Origin of the sequence: Pseudohalocynthiibacter sp. F2068, assembly GCF_023015645.1 — a bacterium.
GTDB classification, from domain to species: domain Bacteria; phylum Pseudomonadota; class Alphaproteobacteria; order Rhodobacterales; family Rhodobacteraceae; genus Pseudohalocynthiibacter; species Pseudohalocynthiibacter aestuariivivens.
The window spans coordinates 1-25,368 of record NZ_JALKAK010000011.1 but is presented as its reverse complement, the minus strand read 5'-3'; the positions used below and the strand labels follow the sequence as shown (position 1 = coordinate 25,368).

Genomic DNA, 25,368 nt, shown 5'->3' with positions numbered 1-25,368 from the left:
ATTTCACAAATTTACATTCAAAAATTGATATATATCATCTGAAGGTGGTTAAAATTGAAAAAACATGGGCTGCAGCCCTGAAAGCGATTACTTCACAACTGCAGCCAAGCTTTGTTCTTAGAATTGATAGCTGAGACCAACCCGAAACAGGTTTTCCGATGTGTCAAACTGATCGACACCAACGCCGTAATCCACCTGATGGGCGTCATAGTTGGTATGGGTATAATCAAGCCGAAGGTGGGTTTGCTGGCTCACAGAAAGTTCTACGCCGCCGCCAATGCGGACTCCGGTGAGATAGTCGTCCTGGTCAACCAGATTGCCAGAGAATTGGTAGTTGGTATTGAACTTGGAGCGAACCAAACCGGCCCTTCCGTAAATCAGAACTGACTCGTTCACCACATACCCCGCGCGCAGCGTTGCACCGACGGTGCCTAATTTTTCGACTGAGTAAATACGGCCAACAGGATCACGTTCGATATTCCAGCCCGCTGAAGACAGCTCTAGCTCAGCCTCGCCACCAATGTAAAAGGAGCCAAACTGATGCCCATAACCGCCAAACACGCCAGATGTTAATCCCTGCCCTGATCGTGTCGCAACCAAGGTAAACGGAGGCGAACCACCACCGGGGACTCTTGGCCCTGAATTTTCGCTTTGCAAAGTGCCGTGACCCAGTTGCCCACCAGCATAGAAGCCCGCAAAGTCGACCGGTTCGACCTCAACTTCGTCTTCTGCGCCGAATAGATAAAGTAAACCGAAGCGGGCGACACCTTCTACATTTGCAAAATTGTCATTATTCACACCGCCTAAAGGAGCCCCAATCTGGTAGTCTTCAAAGGCTCTGATCTGGTACTCCATCCGACCAGACAAGCCACCGCCAAGCGGAAACTCGGCACCCAGACCAACGTTAAACCCAAGCTCACGGTCACTAACCGCTGCTTGGTTGGTAAGTGTCTGATAGCGGCTTTCAAATTCAGCAGAAGTGACGCCGAATCTGCCGTATAGGAGGTTGCCGCCCTTTGTTCTAAAACCGGCGATGCCACTCAAGCCATAGGAGTCACCTGCTTTAACAGAATAGTTGCGATTGCCAACATGGGTCCATTCAGCGTCACCTGTTTCGATCTCGGCCTCAACGCCAAGAACAAGTTGTCCGAAATTGGCACGATACCCGGCAAACACGCCGCCGACCAATCCGCGATCACCAAAATCTGCAGTAAGGTTGCCGCCAGCACCGCGCGGGCCATCCAGCTTGGTTTGCAAGGCACTATCGCCGATCTGTACGCCAACGTAAGTTTCAGTTGAACTGGCGGAGGCGGTGCTGTTGGCACGTTCCTGATAACGTGGCTGAAGTTCCGCTCCCACCCCGAGATATATGCGATGCTCGTCAAATTCGGCACCAGCGACATCTGACAATCTCTGCCGGAAAGCATAGTCAGCGTCGACGTAAACTTTGGGATTAATGTAGTAACGCAGCCCGACGCCGGTTTCTGTGAGATGGTCCGTCCGACCAACACCTTGGTAGTCGTTTTCTGTCAGAAAGAAGTAGCTGGCTATGGACATGTTCTGCGCCACACGATGTCGGATACGCGCACCTGCAGTCGTCGAAATGTAGCTGGACGCACCGGAAATAGTTGTCTCTTCAATGGTGCGTTCAATCTCAGCCGTCACCCGCGTGTTGGGGCTTGCGCGCCATGTGACATCCGCACCTATCGCGGGTGTTGTCACGGTTTCGAAACGCGCGTCATCATAATTCTGGCTCAGTATGCCGACCAGCACTTCCCCTGTCAGGTCGCCTAAACGACCAATAAAACCAACAGAACCCTCTATACCCTGAGAGCTCCGCTGGAACCCTAAACCCTGATTGTCGATCGCCTCGTCATACTTGCGATTATTGTAAATACCCTGAATGAAGACTTCTCCATTAGGTGTCTGTGCAACTCCAATTCGTCCACCTATCTCTGTTTGCAGTCTGTCACGGTCATCATTGTCAATAACTGTGCCCGCGGCAGGTGTGTCGTCAAAATTCAAGTCGCGCAGGTTCACACCTAACCGAAACGATCTCTCGTCGAATGTGCCGCCGATACCGAAAAATCCGCTCGCCTCACGAAAATCCGTTGGTTCCAGCCCGTTCACATCATCTGGTGAATTGCGTTCTTCGTGGTCCCACGCGTAATCCAAACCACCAAACGCGAAGAGGCCTTCTCTCAACCGGTAACGCGCTTCGGCACCGAGAGCAAAATCTTCATAGTTTTCACTCGAATTGCTAGAGTACCGGCCAATCTCTGCGCTGGCTTCGAGATCCAGCTTGAAATCGCCTGATTCCATCGAAAGACTCGCCCAAGGCGCAAAAGTCGTCACGAAATCGCTTCGACGATCATTTGACGTAAGAAACACGTTGTCTGTGAATTGTTCGGTCAACGTGACCCCAGCGATAAGCTTTACGGTAGATGTCTGGACTGCAGATTGACCAGTCCTGACGCTTTCATCCGCAGCGGATGCGGACACCACCGCAAAACTCATCAAACCACTACAAACCAGTACGCCTACGGTTGAAGTTACCTGCATGCCTATTCCAATGCTTTCTGAATACTATTTGCCTCAGTCTGCTTGCTAGCAGACCAGATTGCCAGAAGCTTTGACGAAGATCAACTCGCCAATGAAACTAGGCAATTAACATACGTGTCATGGGATAGACCTCCTGTTTTCGAGTAATCTATCAAACTAGCGCGCTATCTATATGCCCCGGCACCGTAGCTGTTTTGATATTGCTAAGCTGGGTTGGATCATATTATCGCGGACCCAATACAAAAGAGAAGTGAGTGCATGAGCGTTTTCGAAAAATATTTATCTGTTTGGATCGCACTGGCGATGATCTCAGGCATCGTCTTGGGCAATGTGGCACCTGCGTTAGTCGGGGCGATTGCAGCAGCGGAATTTGCAAGTGTCAATCTGGTCGTGGCGGTTCTGATTTGGGCGATGGTCTATCCCATGATGGTTGGGGTCGATCCGGGGTCGTTGCGTGATGTCGCACGCCAACCCCGGGGCCTGATGATCACGCTTGTGGTGAATTGGTTGGTCAAACCCTTCACAATGGCTGCTCTGGCTGTAGTTTTCTTTCAATACATTTTTGCGCCTTGGATCCAACCCAAAGACGCAATGCAATACATTGCCGGTCTGATCTTGCTTGGGGCAGCGCCTTGCACAGCAATGGTCTTTGTCTGGTCCCAACTGACACGCGGTGATGCGACCTATACGCTTTTGCAGGTTTCGGTGAATGACCTGATCATGGTCATCGCCTTTGCGCCAATCGTGGCGTTTTTGCTGGGCGTCACCGATGTTTCGGTCCCTTGGGAAACTTTGGTCCTTTCCGTTCTGCTGTTCATTGCGCTGCCTCTTGTTGCTGGGATGCTGACGCGCAAGCGCCTTGGGGATTCCGCCGCGATCGAGAGGTTTCAAGCACGCGTAAAACCCTATTCCGTGGTTGGTTTGATCGCCACGGTGATGATTCTATTTGGTCTTCAGGGCGAGGTGATCGTCTCCAAACCCTTCGTCATCGTGCTCATCGCGGTTCCGATCATCCTTCAAAGCTACGGTATTTTCGCAATCGCCTATGCGGCGGCATTTGCGCTGAAGGTGCCGCACCGCATTGCAGCGCCATGCGCCTTAATCGGCACCTCGAACTTTTTTGAACTGGCCGTGGCTGTGGCCATAAGTCTGTTCGGTCTGAATTCTGGCGCAGCACTTGCAACTGTTGTCGGCGTTTTGGTTGAAGTACCGGTTATGTTGACCCTGGTTGCCTTTGCAAACCGAACACGAAAACGATTTGTAACATGATACAGTTTCACCGTTGAACATGGACATTACAAAGGAAGTTGAAAAAAGAGCAACGTTAGCGAAGGCCCACTTGGTCCGCGAAACAGTCATTGTGCGGTGATGCAGCGAAACCGCTCTGAGCCCAAACTGCCACATGCTGCATCGGGACTGAACCGACGAGAAGTGGCGGTTAGCAGACATCGCCTGCCCTGCTCGCAATGGGGTGCTGTTCCGTTCACTATTGTGGGTTTCACGCTGTCTTTTACCATTCTTTTTTTCTCGCGCTCACCTTTCGTAGGGTGCCGAACCAAACGTGAAATTAGCCAGCCATTAAAAGGAGAAAGCCTGATGAAACAAACGATACTTCCCACACAGCCGGATGCAAAATCTCCGGCCGGAGCCGACATTAGATTTATCATGGATGGTCCCACTGGAAACATGATCCATAGCACTGTTTCGGCAGGTCAAACCAACCGAGCAACCGTTCATGCAACAGTCAGCGAGTTTTGGCACATACTTGATGGACAAGGTGAGATCTGGAGGAGAAGTGGTGATGAAGAATACATCACGTCGCTGACAAAAGGTGTTTCAATCGACATACCAGTCGACACTGCTTTCAGTATCGGAATGTTGGGGACGAACCCCTGCGGTTCGTTTGCATATCTATGCCCTCGTGGCCGGGCGACCATGAGGCCACAACTCTTAAAGGCGCATGGGCGCCCTCACTATGATGCCGCTTGGCGGTGCCCATCCGACCACCCCTCGACTTAAGTGGTGTGCTGAAACATGGCTGCAATAATGGCTTCGGGCGCATCTTCTTGAACCAGATGGCCCGCATCGGGAATGATCTTGATGTCGCCATCCGTCAACATTCCGGCAAGCTTACGACCGCGCTCCAAAGGTATCCACTCGTCTTTCTCACCCCATAGCAGGGTTGTTGGGCAATCGAGCGACGCGTATCGGCCTTCTACTTCATCCGTGTATTTCTGATCCATCTGAGCGATCTGCCGATAGAAGGCAGGCTGCCCAACGTCTCCCTGCCAGGGCGCCATGTAAACTCCAAGCGCTTCTTCTGTCAGCGTCTTGTGAGCAGCGCTCTGCAGATAGGCGCGAAGGAGCGCATCATGTGCGTATGCTGGAAGCCCCGCGAACGCTGCTTCGTATTTTCGAACGTGAGCGACAAAAGGTGAGCCCCAAGGCGCTACAGCTACCGGGTCGAAAATTGTTATCCGCTTGTATCGTAGATCATTGAGGTAGAAAGCCCGCAACGCTGTGGCTCCACCGAAATCGTGGCAGAGCACCTCTGGGCGATCCAAAGCCCAATAGTTTAACATATCGGCTAGAAGATCGTTCTGCACTGCCAACGATACATCCTGTCCGTCGCGCTTCTCGGACTGACCATAGCCTATCAAGTCGAAATAATAGACTTTCCAACGTTCGGCTAGTAAGGGCGCGATTGTTCGCCAGACCTGGGAGGAGAACGGGGTTCCGTGAATGAGAACAAGAGGATCACCTTCGCCTATGCTCCCCCAGGCTATCGAGGTTCCGTTGTGATCATAGCGGTTGGGCAAAGAAAGCATGACATATCCTTTGTAACTCCTTAATCTGAATATAGGGTTACACGATTCGATAAGCAATGTAACCTGAAAATATATCTAAGAGGTTACAATGTGGTCTAAAGCAAATTTGGTAGGTGGTCATCTGGCGCTCGATTTTCTCAACACTGTTGGTGACACAGGCAAAACACGTGACACCAATCATCTGGCGTCTCCGAGGGACTTTGTGTCATGGATAGATTTCTGCGGTTTGCGCGCAGCAATTTCAATGGACCCAGCGCCAACACAAGAGGTGATAACTGATCTGGTTCGCTTTCGGGAAACAGCCTACCGAGCTGTGGTTTCGATATTTGACGAAACAGCTCACCAGAGTCGGGATTCCCGAAGGTATGAGAATTATCTGAAGAGGGCGGTGCAGCGGGCAACATTTGACACTCGAGCGAAACCGCTTGCTTGGCGGGCTACCAAAGAACCAGATCACCACATCTTGGACAGCTTTGTTTTGCTGCTCGATGATCTGTTGCGGTCAGCGGATGTAGTGCGCATACGCCAATGTGAGCGCTGCTCTTGGTTGTTTCTAAACTCTGGCAGGGGCCATGGTCGGAGATGGTGCAACATGGCGACCTGCGGAAATCGACATAAAGTTGAGGCGCACCGTGAGCGGAGCCGCACCACCGAAAGTTGACGTTCCTCCGACGGCAGCGAATGGCAATTTTGTCCGCAGGGCTGCCGTTTGTACTGATCGCAGCTAACGGCTGCTTAGAGCCCGTTGCGGCCCCATCGCAAAATTTCTACATGCACCCGCAAAGAGAGACCTTCGCTGCGGCGCAGTGGGAACTCGCGGTTCACTGCGGCGAAGTTAGCAGTCATTCAACCAAACCGCAGCAAAATCGACGACTTCAATGATCGGGTTGCGGACGGGCTAGGCGTTCATGGCGCGTGCTATGACGACCGCAATCTTCGCGTTGCGAAAATCCGCTCCGAGAGCGCGGCAGAGGGTATCCCGTGAAGAGATGTGAACAGGGCCATTAGGCCTCCAAACGGCAGCTCAATGAGTCGCCGTTTTGGAAAACAGCTGTATCACCAGGATCCCAATCAGGATGAGAGCTATTCCCAAGTAAGCCGGAAAGTCGAGTTGCTGGTCGAAAAAAAACTTTCCCATCGCGGCGATCAGGGCAATGCCGAGGCCGGACCAGATAGCATAGACGATGCCAACTGGCATGAATTTAAGGACTAGAGCCATGAAATAGAAAGAAGCCGCATAGCCAATTACAACTACAATCGCAGGACCCAAGCGAGTGAACTGTTCACTTGCTTGAAGCGCCATGGTAGCGACCGTTTCAGTGAGAATCGCCAGAAGCAGGTAAAAATAGGGCATGTTAACTGCCTCTCTGAGCCCAAACTGCAGGGTGCTCCGCGATATTCGACTGACAGCAATACCGGGAGAAACCGGACATTCATAAAGTTGTTGGTCCCGAGAAGAATCAATGGCTCAAGCGCATTGCTATTGCCGCGTGACCCCATACAACATCACCGCCAAGCAGATGATCTTGTCTTATACAAAATTTGGCTTCTGGGTTATTGGAAGCCACTGCCCCGCTCGCCCCAAGTTGGTTTTCTTTGACATGACCTGAACGTGCCTTCCGCACGCGACGGTTCGGGCCTTGGCACTTACCTCTGGAGGCTGGTTATCACCGACATCACGCAGGACGCTGTGCCTTCTGCCGAACCTGCTGAGCGAATACGAACCCAGTCGTCAGGCGTGACATTAGAAGCTAGCTGTTTCTCAAGCACCGCGAGCCCCGCATCCGATGCATCACCCTTGCGATTGCGAACTCTGGCACGCAGTAGCCCGGGATCGCAGTCCAGCCAGAGTCCGCAGAAATCCACGCCGCTTCGATGTGCCTGCACGCGGAATTGCTCACGCTCGGACCGTGACAGAAAGGTTGCATCAACCAGAACCGGATAGTCGCAACCGAGGATACACCCAGCATCGCGCAACATCCGTGTATAGACACGAGCACTTGTTCTCGGCCGATAGGCTGCTTGCGGCAAACGATCTTCTGGCGGCACATCGAACATGTGCTTACGGGCGACATCCGACCGCAAAACAATGGCACCAATTCCGCCACCAACCTGGGCTGCCACAAGACGGGCCACGGTCGATTTTCCTGAACCGGACAGCCCGCCGATCGCGATCAATCGTGGTTCTTTGGGGCGCTGAAGTATTTCGAGGGCGAACAAAAGTCGTTCCTTGGCAGACGGCTCGTGCGAGTCAGATGTGTCCTGCGAGACAGCGACCAAAGCACGGATCGCCGCCCGCATCGAGATGAAGAGCGACAACAGATCCAGTCCCGAATAGTCCCGCGCTGCCGCCAAATATCGGCTGAGAAAGGCGTTCGCCTGCACGCTCAACACCCGCTCGAGCATATCCATTACCACGAAAGAAATGTCTTAGATGATGTCGGTAGACGCCATCTCTTCGTTGAATTCCAAAGCGTCGAAAGGCATGGGTCGACCCTTGATCAGACAAATATTGCCCAGATGCAAATCACCGTGACAACGACGCACATAGCCGTGACGGCGACGCACATCAAGTTTAACCGCACAGGAGGATAGCGACTGTTCGGTTAATGCCACCCATTCTGCCACCGTCTCGTTCAAGCTCACGGCAGAGGGCGAAGCCATAATCGCCTCAGCAATCTGTTCAATTGTTGCTCTGACCCGCGCCGCGCCTCCGAATTCCGACGCAATGGTAGCGCTTTGGTGCATACTCGCGACCGTATCCGCCAAGGCTTCGACCAGAGTGATGTCCAATTCACCTCGCTCGGCTAGCCGGTCAAACTCGTTGGCACGGTTGAATCTGCGCATCAGGACCACCCAGTCCAATGTTTCCCCAGGGCCGCCAAAACTCAGTCCTCCGTTGCGGCAAATGATCGGCACAACGCCCAAATAGATATCTTTGGCGACAGTGCGGTTCACTTCGATCTCTCGTCTGCAGGCCTTTTCGCGCAACTCTATGGTGCTGAAGTCGAGAAAATTGGTCTTGATCGGACGCTTGAGTTTGAGGACTTCGCTGCCGGACAGAAACAGGTGGAAATGTGGGTGTCAACGCGTTCGACGGGTTGCCCCCCATGTGTTGAGGGCTCGGTCAACCAATCCACCACTGCTGCTTGATCCGGACTACCCTCGGAACAGCCTTGCCCTTTTGTGTATTTGCCGACCACACCGTACTCCAGCAACGGAATCTCCAACCAGAATACATCTGAGGGTTGATCTGATGCCTTGCTTTAGATCAAGGCCCACGGTTTTCCCGGCGCTGTCACCGCAGGTTCGTAACATTCGTCTCTCAAGACCGAAATCGGAGCAAAACCCCATTCGATCCGACCGATCGCTCTCGATGGCTTGGTCCACGCTTTGCGAAGCCAGCGTGCCGGTCAGCGCTTCAACTCTCCGGCTCTGTTCTCTTTCTTGTTTTGGGGCTGCTTTATCAGCACAACAGCGGTTGGATGATCACCCAGCGAAAGCCTGCTTTGAGTCCAAACTTTCCACGCATTGGTGGCCAGTATTTTACAGACGCAGAGAGGTTAGGCACTCAAAGACGGCACACAGCAGTTGTTCGCGATGGTCCCTCAGTGCTGCAGCACAGCAAAGAAAACGGTCATTCAAACGCGGAGCAGCGACGCACCAATTTGATCACATTCCTATCAGTGCGCGGGCGGCCCGTATCAGCACCATCGGGTCAAGGTCAGTACGCGCGACGAGAGGCGGCGGGTCCACCCGGCCCGTCAAGCTCGCCACGGCGGTGCGGGCGGAGCGCACGGAGTATTCCACAGTGAAGACGCAATCCCGAGGCAACTCGCAATATTGCCCGATCACCGCGAAATTCCGCGCACCATTGGGGCGCACATCAGGGCGATCGCCGGGGCGACGGGGCATGAACTGGCTAGTGATAAACGGCATTCTGCAGGGAAGAACCCGCGCGCTGTCGAAACATGCCTTTTGCTTATTGGTCAGCTTAAGGTGCCCGGAAAGCTCGGTGATGATCTCGTCACCTGCCGCCTCCCACATCGGTTTTTTCACGAAATCGCCGGGACGGTCACCGCGCAAACCGTACCCCCAGAAGGTGTAGGTGCCGTGTTTCTGGCCACGGAAATGAGGCTGGTGGAAGAGCACGATGGAGAGTACCCAGCCTGAATCGGCGAATGTGACGAGTCCTCCGGTGCCGGTCCGGTTGTTGGTGAAATCCTCCATGAACTCGAAGAAGTCGGGGCCATCTACGGTAGCGGTGAAGGAATGCCACGCGGTCTTGCCGGTGTCGCCGCAGAACGCCTCGGGGTGGCCGAAGCCTTCGTGTTGCGCCGCGAGCCTGCGCCAGAGTGTCCAAGCACCGCTCTCCTGATCATGGAGTTCCGGTGCGCGGTCGTTCGATCCCATAACAGACCCGTCAGTCATGGAGCCCAGGGTAAGGTAGACGCAGTCGACCTCGTTTGTCTGCACATTGCCATCATCGGTCAAAGCCAAGGCGGTGACACGACGGTCCTGCCGTGTGCCCTCGATTGTTACGCCAATGACTTGTGCGCCGGTCGCAATTTTCACGCCCCGATCCCGCAGCCAGGTCACGATTGGGGCGATCAGAGAGTCGTATTGGTTGTAACGCGTACGCAGTATCCCGGCGATCCGGGTGAAGCCGGGGAAAAGGTGGATGAACCGCCGCAGGTAGCGCCGCATTTCAATCAGCGCATGCCAAGGCTGAAACGAGAACATGGTGGACCACATCAGCCAGAAATTGCTTTCAAAGAAGGAAGGCTGAAACCAGTCCTCGATGCTCTGGCTGCCCAAGAAGCGTTCCGACCGCAGGATTAGGCGGTTGATATCGACGATGTCATGGGCGCTGATCGTGAGGTCGTAGCGATCCTCAGCCGGTTTGCCTTCGCGCACGAGGCGACAATTGGAGGAACCGGGCACCATCCGATTGAAAGCCATGATGTCCTCGGTGATAGAGATACCCGGATCGTTCACGGATGGAATCGTGCCCAGAAGGTCGAACGTGCAGGCGAAATGCTCTTCAAACATTCGGCCGCCGCGGATCACGTACCCGGTCTCGGCGTCGCCCGACCCGTCAAGAGATCCCCCAGTGACGTCGAGCTGTTCATAGATGCGGATGTCTTTGCCTTCGACCCCAGCGTCGCGGATCAGGTAGACGGCCGTTGCCAGCCCGGCGATGCCGCCACCAACGATGTGGTGTTGTTCTTCTGATGCAACATTAGACATTGTATATCACCCCTCAACTGTGAAGCCTGCTCAGGCTATCTCAGGGCGGATGACAGGGCGTTGACATGTATCAGACGAGGGCGTCTCCAATAGTGGTAAAGAAACTACTCCATGTTGAGTGCCGATGACAGGCATTCAGGCGCCATGTAGCCCTTCGGGTGTCATGTTGACTACAGCTGACTTGGAAATGCTTGCAAAATGATAAGCGCAAGGATTGGTGCGCTTTTTGACAAAATTGGGAGGCTCTATGGCACGTGTATTTATAAATATTTATCTTTTAAGCATCCCGATGACCTTCATCTATCTTACATTTTTTGACGGCTATATTTACTCCGCTTGGAATTGGATTGTCGCAATCCCTGTAAACATGATGCTGAGTACAGTTTGGCCAATTTATTGGGGAATCCTTCATTGGGTTTTCTGAGGATAGAGCTCCTCACTCAATATTGAGCCATTTACTGACGTTAAAACACTTAAAATTGCACCGCTGAATCTGTGGAAGATGCACAGAACACTCAGGAATTCAGAGCGTTCCTAGAAAGATCGCAAGGGATGCACCCTTGTTTGGTCCTGCAAATACTGCAAAACTCGATCGCATAGATATGAGAGCTGATGACACATGGCAAGGAAACCCAAACTGCCAGCGCCCGGGCCCCGAACGCGCCAAACGGTAAAACCGACGACCACGAGAAAATCTGAAAACACCAAAAAGACAACAAAACCTACACCATCTTCGGAAACCAAGCCCACTATTCCGATTGTCGGTCTCGGGGCTTCGGCTGGTGGGTTGCAAGCATTGACCGATTTTTTCAAAGTCATGCCAAGTACAAGTGGACTGGCCTTCGTTGTGATTCATCATGTTGATCCGGATCACGAAAGCCTAATGGCCAGCCTTCTGTCTAAGCACACAAAAATGCAGGTTGATTTGGCACAAGACCTGACGCCCATTCGTGCAGATCACGTTTATATCATTCCACCCAACCACTTTTTGAGTATCAAACAAGGCGTCCTTCATCTGTCCGAACCCAAGGCCCGGCGCGGCATGCGTTTGCCGATCGACTTTTTCCTGCGCTCACTGGCTGTCGAACAAAAAAACAATGCCATCGCTGTCATCCTTTCTGGCACCGGCAGCGACGGTACCACTGGTATTAAAAGCATCAAGGAGTACGGTGGGATGGTTCTGGTACAGGACCCAAAAGAGGCCGATTACGATGGCATGCCACGCAGCGCCATTGCAACCGGATCGGCCGATCACGTCTTATCCGTAAAAAAAATGCCAAAGGTCGTCAGTGATTTTGTCAAACATCCATATGTCAGCCGGAAACCTCTTGCCAAGGTTCTGGGAGAGACTGCGCGCGACTCGTTCGAAGAAATTGTATCTTTGTTAAAAGCCCATTCACCGATTGATTTCGAGCGATATAAAGACGGTACGCTGTTACGCCGGATCGAAAGGCGAATGGCGCTCAAGCATCTGGAGAACTCCAAGGATTACTTGGCGCTTCTGCAAGATTCACCTGAGGAATGCGAGCGACTGTGCAGTGATTTTCTTATTGTCGTTACTTCATTTTTTCGAAACCCTGAGGCATTCGAGTATCTCAACGCAAATGTATTACATGACCTAGTTAGCAATCATAAAAAAGACCAGCCAATCCGGGTTTGGGTTCCAGCCTGTGCCACCGGAGAAGAAGCGTACTCGCTTGCAATTTTGCTCATTGAATGGATCTCCTCCCTACGCAAAAATATCAAGTTGCAAATATTTGCCTCCGACGTAGATGAACGAGCGTTGTCCGTGGCACGAGCAGGCGTATATCCAGATTCAATCGCAGAAGACGTGACTCCTGAACGTTTAGACCGTTTTTTTACGAAAGAAGACCACAGCTACCGTGTTTCATCTGAGCTGCGTGAGTCGATCGTTTTTGCCAATCAAAACCTGTTATCCGACGCTCCATTTTCGAAACTCGACCTTATTTCTTGCCGCAATGTATTGATCTACCTAGATCCCTCTGCGCAGTGTCGGATTTTGCAAATGTTCCATTTTGCGTTGATAAATGATGGACTCCTGATGCTGGGACTATCGGAAACCATTGGCAATCAGGACGATCTGTTCGCGCCACTTTCGTCAAAATACAGGCTCTTCAAACGGATCGGCTCATCCCTCCTCCGGAAAGTTAATTTCACGACAAGACCTGCCACCCTCATAGCGGGAAGCCAATCGGCATTGAGCCCGACAAATGTCAATCAAAGAACACGGCTTGCCGACCTCTGCCAAAAGTTACTGATTGAACAATACGCCCCCGCTGCAGTTCTGATCAATGCCAGCATGGAAACGCTTTTTGTACAAGGTGCTGCCGATAAATACTTAAAAGTACCGGTCGGCGAGGCCAGTCAGGATTTGCTTGCAATGGTGCGCGAAGGATTGCGCGCCAAACTCAGCAGCGCCATCCGGCAAGCTATCAAGGAAAACAAGGAGATTTCAGGCACAGCTACTTTGAGCCGTGATAAGCAAAAAATAAAGGTCAACATAAGGGTGCACCCTGTTAACGAGGATGGCTCTCCGCTTTTCCTTGTGACTTTTTCGGACCAGCAAACCATTGTAAAAGAATTGGGGCAGGACAGCACTGAGGGAGACCAGGCCGCCTTTCACCATATGGAACAGGAGCTTGATGCAACCAAGCAGGACCTGCGCAACACAATCCACGATTTCGAACTATCGACAGAAGAGCTAAAGTCTGCCAACGAAGAAGCGATGTCGTTGAACGAAGAGTTCCAGTCAACGAATGAAGAACTCGAAACTTCAAAAGAAGAGTTGCAGTCTTTAAACGAAGAATTACTGACGCTGAACACCCAGCTTCAACAAAAGGTGGAAGACGAACGCAGCATCTCAGAAGATTTGAACAATCTCCTTTCAAGCTCGGAAATTGCAACTATTTTTCTGGACCGGCAACTCAATATCATGCGGTTTACACCTGCAACGCGAAAAATCTTCAATGTTATCGCAAATGATGAAGGAAGACCCTTTAGCGACATTACCGGCAAGATCAATGATCCCGATATACTCAAAGATGCTCGTAAAGTGTTGCAAGACCATACCCCAATCGAAATTGAAGTTCCGGAAAAAACAGGGAAGTGGTATCTTCGTCGTATATTACCCTATCGCACGCAAGAAGGAAAAATCAGCGGGTTGGTGATAACCTTCATTGACGTTTCAGATCTTAAGATCTTGCAGAAAAAGAACGAAGCTGCACAGCTATTTGCCGAAAACATCGTCGATACAGTGCGTGAACCTTTGGTGGTTCTGGACAAGTCATTTCGGATTATCCGTGCCAGCCGTTCCTTTTATGCGGCATTTAAAACAAGGCCCGTTAACATAGAAAACCTTTCAATCTTTGATATTCAAGATTGTCAGTGGGACATTCCAAATTTGCGGAAGTTGTTGGAACGCGTTCTGCCCGAAAAGGAAACCGTCGAATCTTTCGAAATCACTATTGATACCACTGAAGCTGGTGCAAGAGACATGGTTCTAAGTGCCCGCAAGATTGAGCAGAAAGGATTTGGCGACGAACTGATCCTGCTTGCAATTGAGGACGTGACAGAACGTAAGAAAATTCAGAATGAACTGATTGAACGTGAAGCGCGCCTTGCAATCATTCTGAACTCCGCTCCTGATGCCATTATAACGATCACTGACGAAGGAACCGTCCAAAGTTTCAACGCTGCAGCGGAAAGAATTTTTGGATTTACCACCGACGAGATGATTGGTCAAAACGCAAGCAAGCTTATGGCTGACGTAGATAGAGATGCACACGACAGCTATCTCAGTAACTACTTGAAAACCGGTGAGAAAAAAATAATTGGTATTGGCCGCGAAGTCGTTGGCTGCAGAAAGGACGGGCGCGAGGTGCCGCTCCGCCTTACTGTTTCAGAACACTCATTCTCCGGTTCACAACAATTTGTCGGAGTCCTGCACGATTTAACAGAAGAGCGGAAACGTCGAGAAGAACTGCAACAAGCAAAAAAAATGGAGGCCGTTGGTCAGCTGACTGGAGGCTTCGCGCATGATTTCAACAATCTTCTGACTGCCGTCATCGGCAACCTTGAACTCTTGGAAATGAGAGTAAAGGACGATGCTTTAAGGGACCTGCTAAGCGAGGCACAGAAAGCAGCGGAAATGGGTGCTGAGTTAACGACCCGATTGCTTGCCTTCTCAAGGCGCCAGCCTCTTGAACCTAAAAATGTTCAAATCAACGAACTTGTTGTTGCTATGCGCCCACTTCTTAAAAGTACCGTTGGCAAGGAAATCAAGTACCGTGAAAAACTTGATAAAGGTCTGGCAGTAACGTTGACTGATCCTTCCCAGATCGAAAACGCGTTGCTGAATATGACGATAAATGCCCGTGATGCAATGCCAGATGGAGGTGTGCTAAAGATCGAAACCCGTAATGTTGTATTAGATCAAGACTATACCGACACCCAAATCGGAGTATCGGCTGGCCACTATGTCGCCTTGTCAGTGTCAGATACTGGCACCGGCATGACAAATAGTGTTCTTGAAAAGGCATTTGAGCCTTTCTTTACTACTAAGGAAACGGGTTACGGATCAGGTCTTGGCCTTAGTATGATCTATGGTTTTGCCAAACAATCAAATGGGCATCTGGCGATCTATAGCGAACCCGGTAAGGGTACGACGGTCAATCTTTATCTTCCGGTTTCCCATTCAACGGATGAGAATAATGAATCTGAAATTAGGCAAAGTTCTTTAAAAGCAGCGAATGAAACAATCCTCGTTGTCGAAGACGATCCCCTCGTCCGTCGCTTAACCGTGTCACGCTTGCAAGATATGGGCTATCAAGTTGTCGAAGCAGTGGACGGCCCAAAAGCGATTGCAATCCTGAAAAAGAAAAACTCCATCGATCTGGTATTCTCGGATATCATGATGCCTGGCGGCATGACCGGGTTCGACGTGGCAGAGGAGGCCCTATCTATCAATCCTGAATTGAAGGTCTTATTGGCAAGCGGGTTTGCCGATATGTCAGAGATAGAGACCAGCCCACACAAAGTTCTGCGTAAACCGTACAGCATAAGTACTTTAGCCCAGAACCTGCGCAAACTACTAAGCTAGTTGATTATACGTGGATCGACTCTTAATTTACTAACAGATCAGATGGGTCTGTTGCATTAATCTGCCTGAGACTGCAGCTTCGCGGCCATGCCAAGTTTTGGAGGCCCTTTACGCAGCGTAGCCCGTTCAAACATCATCGGTTTCCACCTGAGGTTATCCTTTGCGCCGTGCGCTAGTATTGCCGTTTCGCGCTTTCTTGCCGGGATGTGCGGGATCTTTTGGCGGAGCGAGGTATCGAAATGGATGCTTCCACGATCCACCGATGGGTTCGCAAGTTTGGTCCTGAGATAGCGAAGCGGTCGTTCAAACTCCGGTCGTGGTGTGGTCTGAACTGGTATGTGGACGAGACTTATGTCCGGATGAGAGGTAAAAACGCCCATCTTCGTTCTGAACCTGAAGCGCGGTGAACAGACCGTTTTCGATGTTTCGGGAAGCCCGGTTCGTCTTAAAAAGATAGAAGATACTCTTCCCGATTCGATTGATCGTTTTGAGACTGCAACAGCCCAACAGAGTGTTCGAATGCGGCGATTTAACCCTAAGAAATACAGCCATCACGCATCGGCAACCGGATCGCCGCTTTTCCGGGAAAAGTATTGATCCCGATCATCTCAATATTTTTCGACCGTGCTAAGATTTTTGAGGCTTGGACTATTATCCCGAGGACAGACATGGCTGAACCGAATACCGATGTCGAAAAAACGCTGGGGCTAAGAGCACATAAAAATTATAAACTTAGGTGGATCAAATACGCCATTGTTCTTACCTTTGTTATGGGTGGTATTTGGTACTGGATATCATTTTCGCACTCAAAATCTGTCACCCGATATATTACCTCAGAGGTTTCAATTGGCAGTTTCAGCGTTACCGTAACCGCCACTGGAACCGTCGAACCGACTAATCTCGTAGAAATCTCCAGCGAATTGTCCGGAACTCTGGCAAGCGTGAATGTCGATTATAATGACCGTGTCGAAGTCGGAACTATACTTGCTGAGTTGGACACGACAAAACTTGAAGCCCAATTGGAGGTGAGCAAGGCCTCACTCGATTCCGCAATCGCCCGAGTGGCAATGGCACAAGCGACCTTGGATGAGGCTAAAGAAAAATACGAAGCCGAGCTGAATCTGGAACAACGCGGTGTCACCTCGCACCAGGCCTTCATCTCGAAAAAGGCCGCATACATACGTGCGCAAGCGGAATTGCAATCTGCCATCGCAGATCGTGCGTTGGCCGAGGCCAATCTCAACCTGCAACAGGCTGAGTTGGACAAGGCCTGTATTTGTTCTCCGATTCAAGGCATCGTGCTGAACCGGGCTGTTGATGCAGGGCAAATCGTGGCCTCGTCATTGTCTGCCCCAATCCTTTTTACCGTGGCCGAAGATTTGACGGAGATGGAACTACAAGTCGATGTCGACGAGGCTGATATCGGCCAGATCTGTGTCGGTAACAGAGCCGAGTTCACCGTTGAAGCTTACGATGATCGTCGCTTTCCAGCCGAGATTTCAAAGATACGGTTTGCACCGGAAACAATCGACGGTGTTGTGACTTACAAAGCGATTCTGACGATTGATAACTCAGACCTGCTGCTACGCCCGGGCATGACGGCAACGGCAGACATTACCGTTGCAGAAATCGACGATGTCTTGACGGTTCCCAATGCCGCACTGCGCTATGCCCCACCACTTGAACCCGCAACAGAAGACGAGGAACGCAGTGGGCTTCTGGGTATGTTGATCCCTTCTGGAAGGGACGATGACCGTCGCGAAGATGACAAAACACTCTGGATCTTGAAAGATCGTGTACCAGAGGAGATTGCCGTGCGTACAGGAGCGAGCGATGGAAAACTGACTGAAATCATTGAGGGAAGTGTTTTTGCAGGCGATTTGGTCGTTACGGATCAGATCGATGAATAATGTACCAGCAGCGAAAACACCGTTGATCGCGTTACATCGCATTACCCGCATTTACGGTCACGGCGAGACCGAAGTGCGGGCACTGGACGGCGTTAATCTGAAAATAAACAAGGGCGAGTTTGTTGCAATCATGGGCCCCAGTGGTTCGGGCAAATCAACGGCAATGAATGTCATTGGTTGTCTGGATTCACCGACTGGCGGTCAGTATCTGTTTGACGGTGTCGAGGTTGCTGATCTGACTCAGGATCAGCGAGCATTGCTGCGCCGCCATTATCTGGGGTTCGTGTTTCAGGGGTACAACCTTCTTGCCCGAACAAGTGCGCTGCAAAATGTGGAACTGCCACTGATCTACAAAGGCTTGCTACGAGCGGAGCGAGAAGCTGCTGCCCACGAGGCGCTTGAGAAAGTAGGGTTGGCCCATCGAGCCCTTCACGACCCGTCCGAACTGTCAGGGGGACAACAGCAACGCGTCGCGATCGCCCGCGCACTTGCCGGAAAGCCAAAGGTAATCCTGGCGGATGAGCCCACAGGGAACCTTGATACAAAGCGTTCCGCCGAAATAATGGAAGTTTTACAGCATCTCAATCGCACCGAGGGCCTGACCATCATTATGGTGACCCATGAAGAGGCAATGGCACAATATGCTGACCGCTTGATCTGGATGGTTGATGGTCGCATAGAGCGTGACACTCCAACCCAAAGAGCGGCCTAGTATGATTTGGGAAACGATAAAATTGGCGGTCCAAGCAATCTTTCGCAACGCAATGCGGTCATTCCTGACTGTGCTTGGTATTGTTATTGGTGTAGCCGCGGTCATTGCAATGGTCACAGTTGGGCAGGGGTCTACCGAACAGGTTACCACCGATGTTGAAAAGCTGGGCAGCAATGTCCTGATGGTTCTTCCCGGTCAGGACGCCATGGAGGGTGGCCCTGCTAGTACAGCTTACTCTCTCTTCTCCATCCGGGATAACGATGCTGTTCAGGATCAGCTTAGTGTCGTCGATATCGCCGCGCCACTCAGTATAGCCCGGTCACGGGCGGTCTTTAGCAATGAAAACAGGCGCACTGATATTGTCGGAACGGACAATCGCTATTTTCAGGCCGCCGGGTGGGAACTTGCCCGCGGCCGGTTTTTTGAAACTGCTGAGATTCAATCTGGCAAACCGGTTTGCATCCTGGGCGAAACTGTACGCTCCGAATTGTTCGGGTATGCTGACCCGATCGGCGAAACAATCCGCATCAAAACACTGTCCTGCAAGGTGATCGGTCTGTTGCAATCAAAAGGAGCATCTACCTTCGGCAGTGATCAGGATGATTTCGTAATCATGCCCATAAAGACGTTTCACCGCCGCATTGCGGGAAATGCTGATGTCTCTACGATCTATGTTTCAGTACGCGAGGGCGTCTCTACTGACCGTGCTAAGGAGGAAATAGAAACTCTCATGCGTGAAATCCGGCGGATCGGACGCGGCGAAGATGATGATTTTACCGTAATGGACATGAAACAGATCGCCACCATGCTGTCCGGAATCACTGATATCCTGACCGGTCTTCTGTCTGCAGTTGCAGCAGTCAGCCTGCTGGTGGGCGGAATCGGGATCATGAACATCATGCTGGTCTCCGTGACTGAACGCACGCGCGAAATCGGTATCCGGCTCGCAGTGGGCGCACAAGCACGACAAGTGCTGACGCAATTTTTGGTTGAAGCAATCGTACTGTCGCTAATTGGTGGTTTGATAGGTATTGTTGTAGGGCTGGCCCTGGCGCTGATTGGAGCAAACATGCTTTCCATTCCATTCACACCCGACCCAAAAATTATCGTTTTGGCTTTTGCATTTTCTGCCGCGGTTGGGGTGATTTTCGGCTATTTTCCAGCTCGCCGCGCTGCACGGCTCAATCCAATTGATGCCTTGCGCCACGAATAGCGAACCTGAGGGGGTGCTGTAAAACCAATGCGAACTCTTCTCAGTTTTATTTCTGGGGTTAACGCCTTTAGGACAGATTTGAGGAGTTAGCGTCAGGAGGATTTCTTGTGCATCATAACCGTGAAGGAGTGAAGATGAACAAGCAATCTGGAAGCAGCATAAGGATATCCTTTCCATGAAACGTCAGCCGATCGTCCCCCAACCGACCGAAGCGCTTCTGAAACGCTTGTTTGACTCAGGCGGGTCTGTTCCGCTCAGTTTCGAGTTGTTTCCGCCACGAAGTCAGGTTGGCAGGGCGACGCTCTACGAAACTGTTGATCGTCTGGCAACCGTGGCGTCCAACGGATTTTCGGTAACCATGGGCGCAGGCGGGACAACGAGGACTGGAACCTATGAAACGGCTGTGGAAGTTGCAGAAAGAAGTCAGCGCCCTGTTACCGCTCATCTGACGGCCTGGGGACTAAGCTGCGATCAGGCGCTTGAGGCCGCCGAAGGGTACTGGGCCGCGGGTGTGACACGTATCCTCGCCCTGCGCGGCGATCGTCCGCGTACAACCCAAATGCCGAAACCATCCGGCTTTGCACATGCGACCGAGTTGGTGGAAGCGCTTCGCAAAATTCACCCCTTCGAAATCACTGTTGCCGCCTACCCTGAGAAACATCCGGAAGCAGAAACGCTTGATGCCGATATTGACCATTTGAAGGAGAAGCTCGAAGCTGGCGCCAGCACGGCATTCTGCCAATTTGTTCTTGATCCGGCTGCCTATGGTCGGTTTTTGGATCGTTGCGCCGATCACGGGATCGATGTGCCAATCATTCCGGGCCTGATGCCGCTGGAGGGCTGGGAGCGTCTACGCGGATTTGCCCGTGCGAATGGAACGAACATACCTAACTGGCTCGACCAGTTGTTTGCTGAAGCGGAGAAGACGCCGGAACTGTCTGCTCATCTTGCTACCGCAGCAACAGTCGAGCAGGCTCGTCGCCTGATCGCCTATGGCGCCCCGGCCATCCACGTCTACTCAATGAACCGCTGGCCCACACCATTGGCCTTGGCCCGGCTGCTCGGGTATGCATCACAATGACGATACCTTTCCCGTGGTGCAGATATTCGCGTTGACGGATTTCGACGCGCTCAGGTCTCATGTAGCAAACCCCAAATCCCCCAGACGACCCACAGTGTTACAATTGGCAACACGAACCAATAGGCCGTTGGACTTCCGAGCGTCCAGCCCTCGGCATCTTTCGCGAAATAAACCGCTGCAAGCGAAACGATGAGCCAGTAGACGGTGATGCCAAACGCTGCAGCCAGCCTGATCCGTCCCCAGTGCCGCCCCAAGAAATGGCCAATCAGCCCAGTGATCAAAAGTGGCGTGTAGACTACCAGATCGCCAAAGGCGAACCCTTTCCAATAGACGACCCCAACCTCGGTCAATTGTTCAGCTGACTTTTGCGTGCCCATTTCAACGCCAAGTTGGCTGGTGGAAACCATCAGATGGGCCAGCGGCCATGTGCTTCGCGCTAAGAGGCGAACACAAGACTGCTTCTGACAAAACGCCAAGCACAAAATTGTACTTGCAAAAAGGGAGCCAATGGTATGGACCCCGCCGCCTTTAATCGGTGACCCTTAGAGGATCAACTTAGGGAAAGGAGAATTACAATGCAGATTGTACAAATTGGTTTGGACTTGGCGAAGACGGTCTTTCAAGTCCACGGTGTTGATGATCAGGGTAATGCGGTTCTGCGAAAGACATTACGGCGAGACGCAGTTCCGCAATTCTTTGCTGGTTTGCCGCCCTGTGTTGTTGGCATGGAGGCCTGTAGTGGGTCGCATTATTGGGCAAAAGTACTTGGTGACCTAGGGCATGAGATCCGCTTGATCTCACCGCAATTTGTGACGCCATATGTGAAGTCCAACAAGAATGACCGGAACGATGCTGAGGCTATTTACGAAGCAATCGGCAGGCCGTCTTTGCGCTTCGTTCCACCGAAATCAGCTGAACAACCCGAGATACAGGCGGTGCATCGTATGCGCCACAGACTGGTGTCAGACCGGACACGTCTAGTAAACCAGATCCGAGGTTTGCTGGCAGAGCATGGCGTGGCGATAGCCCGCGATAACTCGCGCCTCAGTATGCTCTTGGGCAGATTGCGGATGGGGTCGACAAGACCCTTGGGGGCTTGATCTTGGAGCTGGTTCGCGATGTGCGCGAAGAACTCAATGAACTGGATCAACGCATTACCTCCTACAATCAACGCATCCGAGACCTCTTTCGATCCAATGAGATGTGCCAACGCATTAGAAAGATTGATGGGATCGGTCCAATAACAGCAACAGCGCTGGTTGCCGCCGTCGGCGACCGGACGTGCTTCAAAAACGGAATGCAGTTTGCCGCTTGGCTTGGGCTCGTTCCCAAACAGCGATCCAGTGGTGGCAAGTCGCACCTGTTTGGAATCGGCAAACGCGGGGACCGATACTTGCGCACCTTAATGATCCATGGCGCCCGCGCCGTCCTTGGGAAGGCGGGCGGCAAGACCGATGCCAAAAGCCTGTGGATTAGACGGATGCGCGACCGGCGACATCCAAATGTGGTTGCTGTCGCGCTTGCCAACAAGAACGCCAGGATCGTTTGGTCAGTCTTGTCTGGTGACTCAGTCTATCAACCAACCGGCTCTGTAAAGATATAATACCAGCAGACGCTAAAAAGCTAAACCGAGGAGGACAAACCCGGAATATTGCAGCAACTTGGCATGGGATGGTGACAACGGCACGACCCGTCGCTTCTTAAACCTGGTGTGTGGATCGGCACAGCAAAGCTGATGTCTTGGAGCCAATGAGGGAGAAGCACGCGGAAATCCATCGGGGCTCGCGGTGACAATGTATTGGGCCGCTCATAGAAGCCGGATATACATCAGCAATCGTGATCCTGAACCAGACCTATCAAGACCGTTGCAATTAGGCGGGATCCATATTCATCCACACACGGCCCCTAAGTGTGGTGGAATGGGTGGCCATGTCAAACCGTCACTAACTCGCAATGACCAAAACCCTTTCGATAGTCGAGAAGCGAGATGACACTCGGGTCAATGCGAAAGATCGCCAACTCGACATCTTCAGTAGGCACATAGTCCGGGATTTGCGGGAACTTCTTGGACATCATTTGGACAACGCCCTCGAATTCCTTGGGGTCCGTGACCAGAACTGCTTTGCCGCCCATAGAGAGCCCAATGATGTCGCTCCAGCTCTTGTAAGGACGGTTGATGGTTAGCGAGACTTTATTGTTTGCGGCAAGATTCTTGGCCTTTTGGCTATCGGCCGACGTTCCAAAATAGATAGTCAGACCCTCATTCATGAAACTGACCGTGGTTGCTTGAGGAAACCCATCCTCGCGCACGGTTGCGATGGTCATGTCATCGGTGTCATCGATGATAGATATGATTTGATCCTTCAGTTTCTGGTCCACAGCGACACCTCCCAAGCGAGAATTGAAAACTAAAAGAAACAGATCACATAATTGGGTCGTCAATATTGACGTGTATCAATCGCCGTACGCGACAGGTCTATATTGAGGGGCATATCATTTGGTTGAAACGGACTCTCGCGCGACCGGAGAATGGTCACGAAGAATAGAGTCACGGTGAGGCCGATGAATCGACAGAACGAGATTTGCTAAACTTCGGTCTCTTGGATCAGCCGGTGGCCGATGCAATCAAGCTAGACAACGGATTTGGTTCTGTAAGCTTTGCTGATGATTGTCTGGCGAGGCAAACCGACCGAAAAGGTATTGATCCATTCTGATCAGGGCTCACAATTCACCAGCCTTGAGTGGGCATCATTTCAAAAGCACCACAATCTACAATACAGCTTGAGCCGCCAGAGTAATTGCCATGACAACGCGGTAGCCGAGAGTTTCTTTAATCTATTGAAACGAGAGCGCATTCGCCAGCGCCTGTACAAAACCCGAGACGATGTCAGGAGCGACGTCTTCGACTACATCGAATTCTTCTACAACCCAAAACGCAAACAGGCTAGAAACGGCATGTTGTCGCCAGTGGATTTCGATAGGCAGCAAATACTGAACCTACAAGGTGTCTAGGAAACTAGAGGCATTCATGAGCCTGCTAGCCATTTTCCGCCTCACAAGCTATGTGGCGTCGAGTTTTCTCGCGTAACTTTCCATCTAAATCCCACAACGCGACTTGAAGAAACTCCGACAACAGGCGACCGTACGGAATGATCAAACTTGGCGTCTATAGCGTAACTTGGCTGCTGGCCGCCATCGCCTTGTTTTATCTGGCATCCTTTGTTGCCCGTTGGTCCCATCGGCGGTTCGCAGGGAAAGCAAGAGGAAAGGCCAGCCACACAATTCCCCGATCTGGCCCACCGACAGAGCTTGATGAACTTTTCGCTCCACTCATCGGCGTATCGGCTAGCTAGGTAGCGTAGAATGCATCCTGTTTCCCATAGGGGTGGGTTCGTTCCGTCCTGCAAAACTGGAATGGTCCGGTTTGGGTTGAGATCAAAAAAATCATCCGTGTCGGTTCCGCCATACTTGTGCCCAGCATCATGGCGTTCAGATGTAAGACCGAGTTCGCCTATACACCACATCAGTGCCTGAACATTGGACGATGTTCTTCTTCCCCAAACCGTCAACATTCTATTCCCTCCTACCCGATAATAATTGAGAGCAGCGTATCTGGAATCAGGCATAGGGCAAGTTCCGCTTTTTCCGCGCTGCCGTCATTCTCTCTTCGCAAATGCTGCGCAGAGCACGAATGGTCGGAATACGAAAGCTGCATCGCGGCGCAAACCGACCCAATGAATGTCTCCTGTGGGCCGTAGCGGGGGTCGCGCCTATTGAGGCCTAGGTCCGGTTTGTCCGGCGGTTTCAATCGGTCGACACTTCTGCGGCGAAAGCCTGTTTTGAGCCCAAATGTGACATTCAGTTGATGAACTCTCTCTTGTGCCTTGGTGGAAAGCCAATAACAATCACAGAGTATTCTTTGTGGAGGTGATCTTGAAAGACATGCCGATCAGAAGGGGTGACTGGGACGACGAGGAATGCATGGGCGCATTGCTTTCTGTATCATTCGTTGACGATCCCTTCGTTCGTTGGCTGTTGCCTAAGTCACGTGACTTCCTGCTTGACAGCAAAAAGCACCCAAGGCGTGCATATTCAGCCGCGTTCGATGCCGGAACGGTCTATGTCATCGGTGATTTTGCTGGAGCGGCGGTCTGGCTTCCACCCGGTGCAAAAAAGGATCGCTCGGAAGCGATTGCGCAGACTGAAACTTCGGTCGCAACTGAGAGCCAAATTTTCCCACCTGAGTTTCAAGCGTTAGTTTCTCAAAGCGCGGCCTATTGCCCAAGTGATCCGCACTGGTACCTTGGCTTGATTGCCGTGGACCCCGCATATCGCGGGCACGGTGTCGGGACGAAACTCTTGGAATATTGCCTCGCAGTCGTCGATCGCGATGGACTACCTGCTTATCTGGAATCGACTAATAAAGCCAACCGATCCCTCTACCGGCGTTTTGGCTTCCAAGAGTTGGCGGAAGTACGCGTTGGTTTGTCGCCACCTCGTTTTCCTATGTTGCGCCCGGCACGAAAACAAAATGTGTAAAAGTCTGGATGACTTTCCAACAGTACTAGATGAGGGCTACCCTCGAAAATCGGCTTTGTACCCTGTGGTTTCAACTGATCGCCGCAACACATGCTTCAAATTTCTCTGCTGGCGTTTGGTATTGCAAGGTCTTTCGAGGTCGCTCGTTGAGTTG

At 51.7% G+C, this 25,368-nt stretch carries 18 protein-coding genes and 3 pseudogenes; 11 read left to right on the top strand and 10 right to left on the bottom strand.

Annotated features, from left to right (window positions below):
- Positions 1 to 117: 117 nt before the first annotated feature.
- On the bottom strand, positions 118 to 2,562 hold the full coding sequence (locus MWU63_RS13560) for an outer membrane beta-barrel protein (RefSeq protein ID WP_247078316.1): 2,445 nt from the start codon (positions 2,560 to 2,562) through the stop codon (positions 118 to 120).
- Between the two features lie 258 nt (positions 2,563 to 2,820).
- Between MWU63_RS13560 and arsB the strand changes: the two genes are divergently transcribed.
- Both arsB and MWU63_RS13550 read left to right on the top strand, forming a co-directional pair.
- On the top strand, positions 2,821 to 3,831 hold the full coding sequence (arsB, locus tag MWU63_RS13555) for an ACR3 family arsenite efflux transporter (protein WP_247078314.1): 1,011 nt from the start codon (positions 2,821 to 2,823) through the stop codon (positions 3,829 to 3,831).
- A 327-nt stretch (positions 3,832 to 4,158) separates the two neighbouring features.
- A complete protein-coding gene (locus tag MWU63_RS13550) occupies positions 4,159 to 4,581 on the top strand; it encodes a hypothetical protein (RefSeq protein ID WP_213891305.1) in 423 nt (140 codons plus the stop codon).
- Here MWU63_RS13550 and MWU63_RS13545 read toward each other — a convergent pair.
- The 5 genes from MWU63_RS13545 to MWU63_RS13525 form a co-directional block, all read right to left on the bottom strand.
- Positions 4,578 to 5,390, bottom strand: coding sequence for an alpha/beta hydrolase (locus tag MWU63_RS13545; RefSeq protein WP_213891308.1), 813 nt, complete (start codon positions 5,388 to 5,390; stop codon positions 4,578 to 4,580). The two genes, MWU63_RS13550 and MWU63_RS13545, sit on opposite strands and share 4 nt — an antisense overlap.
- 1,024 nt (positions 5,391 to 6,414) lie before the next feature.
- Complete coding sequence (locus MWU63_RS13540; RefSeq protein ID WP_247078305.1) at positions 6,415 to 6,744, bottom strand: multidrug efflux SMR transporter; 330 nt, start codon at positions 6,742 to 6,744, stop codon at positions 6,415 to 6,417.
- Between the two features lie 293 nt (positions 6,745 to 7,037).
- A complete protein-coding gene (locus tag MWU63_RS13535) occupies positions 7,038 to 7,802 on the bottom strand; it encodes an AAA family ATPase (RefSeq protein WP_247078303.1) in 765 nt (254 codons plus the stop codon).
- A gap of 18 nt (positions 7,803 to 7,820) precedes the next feature.
- Positions 7,821 to 8,348, bottom strand: coding sequence for a phosphotransferase (locus MWU63_RS13530; RefSeq protein WP_247078301.1), 528 nt, complete (start codon positions 8,346 to 8,348; stop codon positions 7,821 to 7,823).
- 714 nt (positions 8,349 to 9,062) lie between these two features.
- Positions 9,063 to 10,640, bottom strand: a complete 1,578-nt coding sequence (locus MWU63_RS13525) for an oleate hydratase (RefSeq protein WP_247078299.1) — start codon at positions 10,638 to 10,640, stop codon at positions 9,063 to 9,065.
- A gap of 619 nt (positions 10,641 to 11,259) precedes the next feature.
- On the opposite strand from MWU63_RS13525, the gene MWU63_RS13520 reads away from it, so the two are divergent.
- Complete coding sequence (locus MWU63_RS13520; protein ID WP_247078297.1) at positions 11,260 to 15,759, top strand: chemotaxis protein CheB; 4,500 nt, start codon at positions 11,260 to 11,262, stop codon at positions 15,757 to 15,759.
- Positions 15,760 to 15,815: 56 nt separating this feature from the next.
- Here the strand turns inward: MWU63_RS13520 and MWU63_RS13515 are convergent, their stop codons facing one another.
- On the bottom strand, positions 15,816 to 16,139 hold the full coding sequence (locus MWU63_RS13515) for a hypothetical protein (RefSeq protein ID WP_247078295.1): 324 nt from the start codon (positions 16,137 to 16,139) through the stop codon (positions 15,816 to 15,818).
- Between the two features lie 288 nt (positions 16,140 to 16,427).
- Between MWU63_RS13515 and MWU63_RS13510 the strand changes: the two genes are divergently transcribed.
- The 4 genes from MWU63_RS13510 (at position 16,428) to MWU63_RS13495 (ending at position 20,675) form a co-directional block, all read left to right on the top strand.
- A complete protein-coding gene (locus MWU63_RS13510; RefSeq protein ID WP_213891165.1) occupies positions 16,428 to 17,669 on the top strand; it encodes an efflux RND transporter periplasmic adaptor subunit in 1,242 nt (413 codons plus the stop codon).
- Entirely contained in the window at positions 17,662 to 18,381 is a 720-nt protein-coding gene (locus tag MWU63_RS13505; protein ID WP_213891167.1) for an ABC transporter ATP-binding protein, read from the top strand. Before MWU63_RS13510 ends, MWU63_RS13505 begins: the two co-directional genes overlap by 8 nt.
- Positions 18,382 to 18,403: 22 nt before the next feature.
- A complete protein-coding gene (locus MWU63_RS13500) occupies positions 18,404 to 19,594 on the top strand; it encodes an ABC transporter permease (protein ID WP_247078293.1) in 1,191 nt (396 codons plus the stop codon).
- 175 nt (positions 19,595 to 19,769) lie between these two features.
- Positions 19,770 to 20,675, top strand: a complete 906-nt coding sequence (locus MWU63_RS13495; RefSeq protein WP_213891171.1) for a methylenetetrahydrofolate reductase — start codon at positions 19,770 to 19,772, stop codon at positions 20,673 to 20,675.
- Between the two features lie 50 nt (positions 20,676 to 20,725).
- Here the strand turns inward: MWU63_RS13495 and MWU63_RS13490 are convergent, their stop codons facing one another.
- A complete protein-coding gene (locus MWU63_RS13490; protein ID WP_213891173.1) occupies positions 20,726 to 21,082 on the bottom strand; it encodes a hypothetical protein in 357 nt (118 codons plus the stop codon).
- A gap of 168 nt (positions 21,083 to 21,250) precedes the next feature.
- Here MWU63_RS13490 and MWU63_RS13485 point away from each other — a divergent pair.
- Positions 21,251 to 22,278 (top strand): annotated as a pseudogene (locus MWU63_RS13485) (IS110 family transposase).
- A gap of 329 nt (positions 22,279 to 22,607) precedes the next feature.
- Here the strand turns inward: MWU63_RS13485 and MWU63_RS13480 are convergent.
- Positions 22,608 to 23,054 carry a pyridoxamine 5'-phosphate oxidase family protein gene (locus MWU63_RS13480; RefSeq protein ID WP_213891175.1) on the bottom strand — a complete coding sequence of 149 codons (447 nt, stop codon included), beginning with the start codon at positions 23,052 to 23,054 and terminating at the stop codon, positions 22,608 to 22,610.
- A 258-nt stretch (positions 23,055 to 23,312) separates the two neighbouring features.
- On the opposite strand from MWU63_RS13480, the pseudogene MWU63_RS13475 reads away from it, so the two are divergent.
- A pseudogene (locus tag MWU63_RS13475) lies at positions 23,313 to 23,687 on the top strand (IS3 family transposase); the annotation flags it as partial.
- Positions 23,688 to 23,824: 137 nt separating this feature from the next.
- Positions 23,825 to 24,028 (top strand): hypothetical protein, encoded by a 204-nt coding sequence (locus tag MWU63_RS13470; protein WP_247078418.1) that lies wholly within the window; start codon positions 23,825 to 23,827, stop codon positions 24,026 to 24,028.
- 36 nt (positions 24,029 to 24,064) lie between these two features.
- Here the strand turns inward: MWU63_RS13470 and MWU63_RS13465 are convergent.
- Positions 24,065 to 24,199 (bottom strand): annotated as a pseudogene (locus tag MWU63_RS13465) (glutathione S-transferase); the annotation flags it as partial.
- Positions 24,200 to 24,617: 418 nt separating this feature from the next.
- Between MWU63_RS13465 and MWU63_RS13460 the strand changes: the two are divergent.
- The gene (locus tag MWU63_RS13460) at positions 24,618 to 25,214 is read left to right on the top strand and encodes a GNAT family N-acetyltransferase (protein WP_213891178.1); all 597 of its coding nucleotides are present in this window, start codon (positions 24,618 to 24,620) and stop codon (positions 25,212 to 25,214) included.
- Positions 25,215 to 25,368: the final 154 nt, after the last annotated feature.

Coding starts and splice junctions, on each gene's coding strand:
- MWU63_RS13520 (WP_247078297.1), top strand. CDS start 11,260: ATGGCAAGGAAACCCAAACTGCCAGCGCCCGGGCCCCGAACGCGCCAA.
- MWU63_RS13560 (WP_247078316.1), bottom strand. CDS start 2,562: ATGCAGGTAACTTCAACCGTAGGCGTACTGGTTTGTAGTGGTTTGATG.
- MWU63_RS13460 (WP_213891178.1), top strand. CDS start 24,618: ATGCCGATCAGAAGGGGTGACTGGGACGACGAGGAATGCATGGGCGCA.
- MWU63_RS13490 (WP_213891173.1), bottom strand. CDS start 21,082: ATGGTTTCCACCAGCCAACTTGGCGTTGAAATGGGCACGCAAAAGTCA.
- MWU63_RS13540 (WP_247078305.1), bottom strand. CDS start 6,744: ATGCCCTATTTTTACCTGCTTCTGGCGATTCTCACTGAAACGGTCGCT.
- MWU63_RS13550 (WP_213891305.1), top strand. CDS start 4,159: ATGAAACAAACGATACTTCCCACACAGCCGGATGCAAAATCTCCGGCC.
- MWU63_RS13525 (WP_247078299.1), bottom strand. CDS start 10,640: ATGTCTAATGTTGCATCAGAAGAACAACACCACATCGTTGGTGGCGGC.
- arsB (WP_247078314.1), top strand. CDS start 2,821: ATGAGCGTTTTCGAAAAATATTTATCTGTTTGGATCGCACTGGCGATG.
- MWU63_RS13505 (WP_213891167.1), top strand. CDS start 17,662: ATGAATAATGTACCAGCAGCGAAAACACCGTTGATCGCGTTACATCGC.
- MWU63_RS13515 (WP_247078295.1), bottom strand. CDS start 16,139: ATGGGCGTTTTTACCTCTCATCCGGACATAAGTCTCGTCCACATACCA.
- MWU63_RS13470 (WP_247078418.1), top strand. CDS start 23,825: ATGATCAAACTTGGCGTCTATAGCGTAACTTGGCTGCTGGCCGCCATC.
- MWU63_RS13535 (WP_247078303.1), bottom strand. CDS start 7,802: ATGGATATGCTCGAGCGGGTGTTGAGCGTGCAGGCGAACGCCTTTCTC.
- MWU63_RS13545 (WP_213891308.1), bottom strand. CDS start 5,390: ATGCTTTCTTTGCCCAACCGCTATGATCACAACGGAACCTCGATAGCC.
- MWU63_RS13510 (WP_213891165.1), top strand. CDS start 16,428: ATGGCTGAACCGAATACCGATGTCGAAAAAACGCTGGGGCTAAGAGCA.
- MWU63_RS13495 (WP_213891171.1), top strand. CDS start 19,770: ATGAAACGTCAGCCGATCGTCCCCCAACCGACCGAAGCGCTTCTGAAA.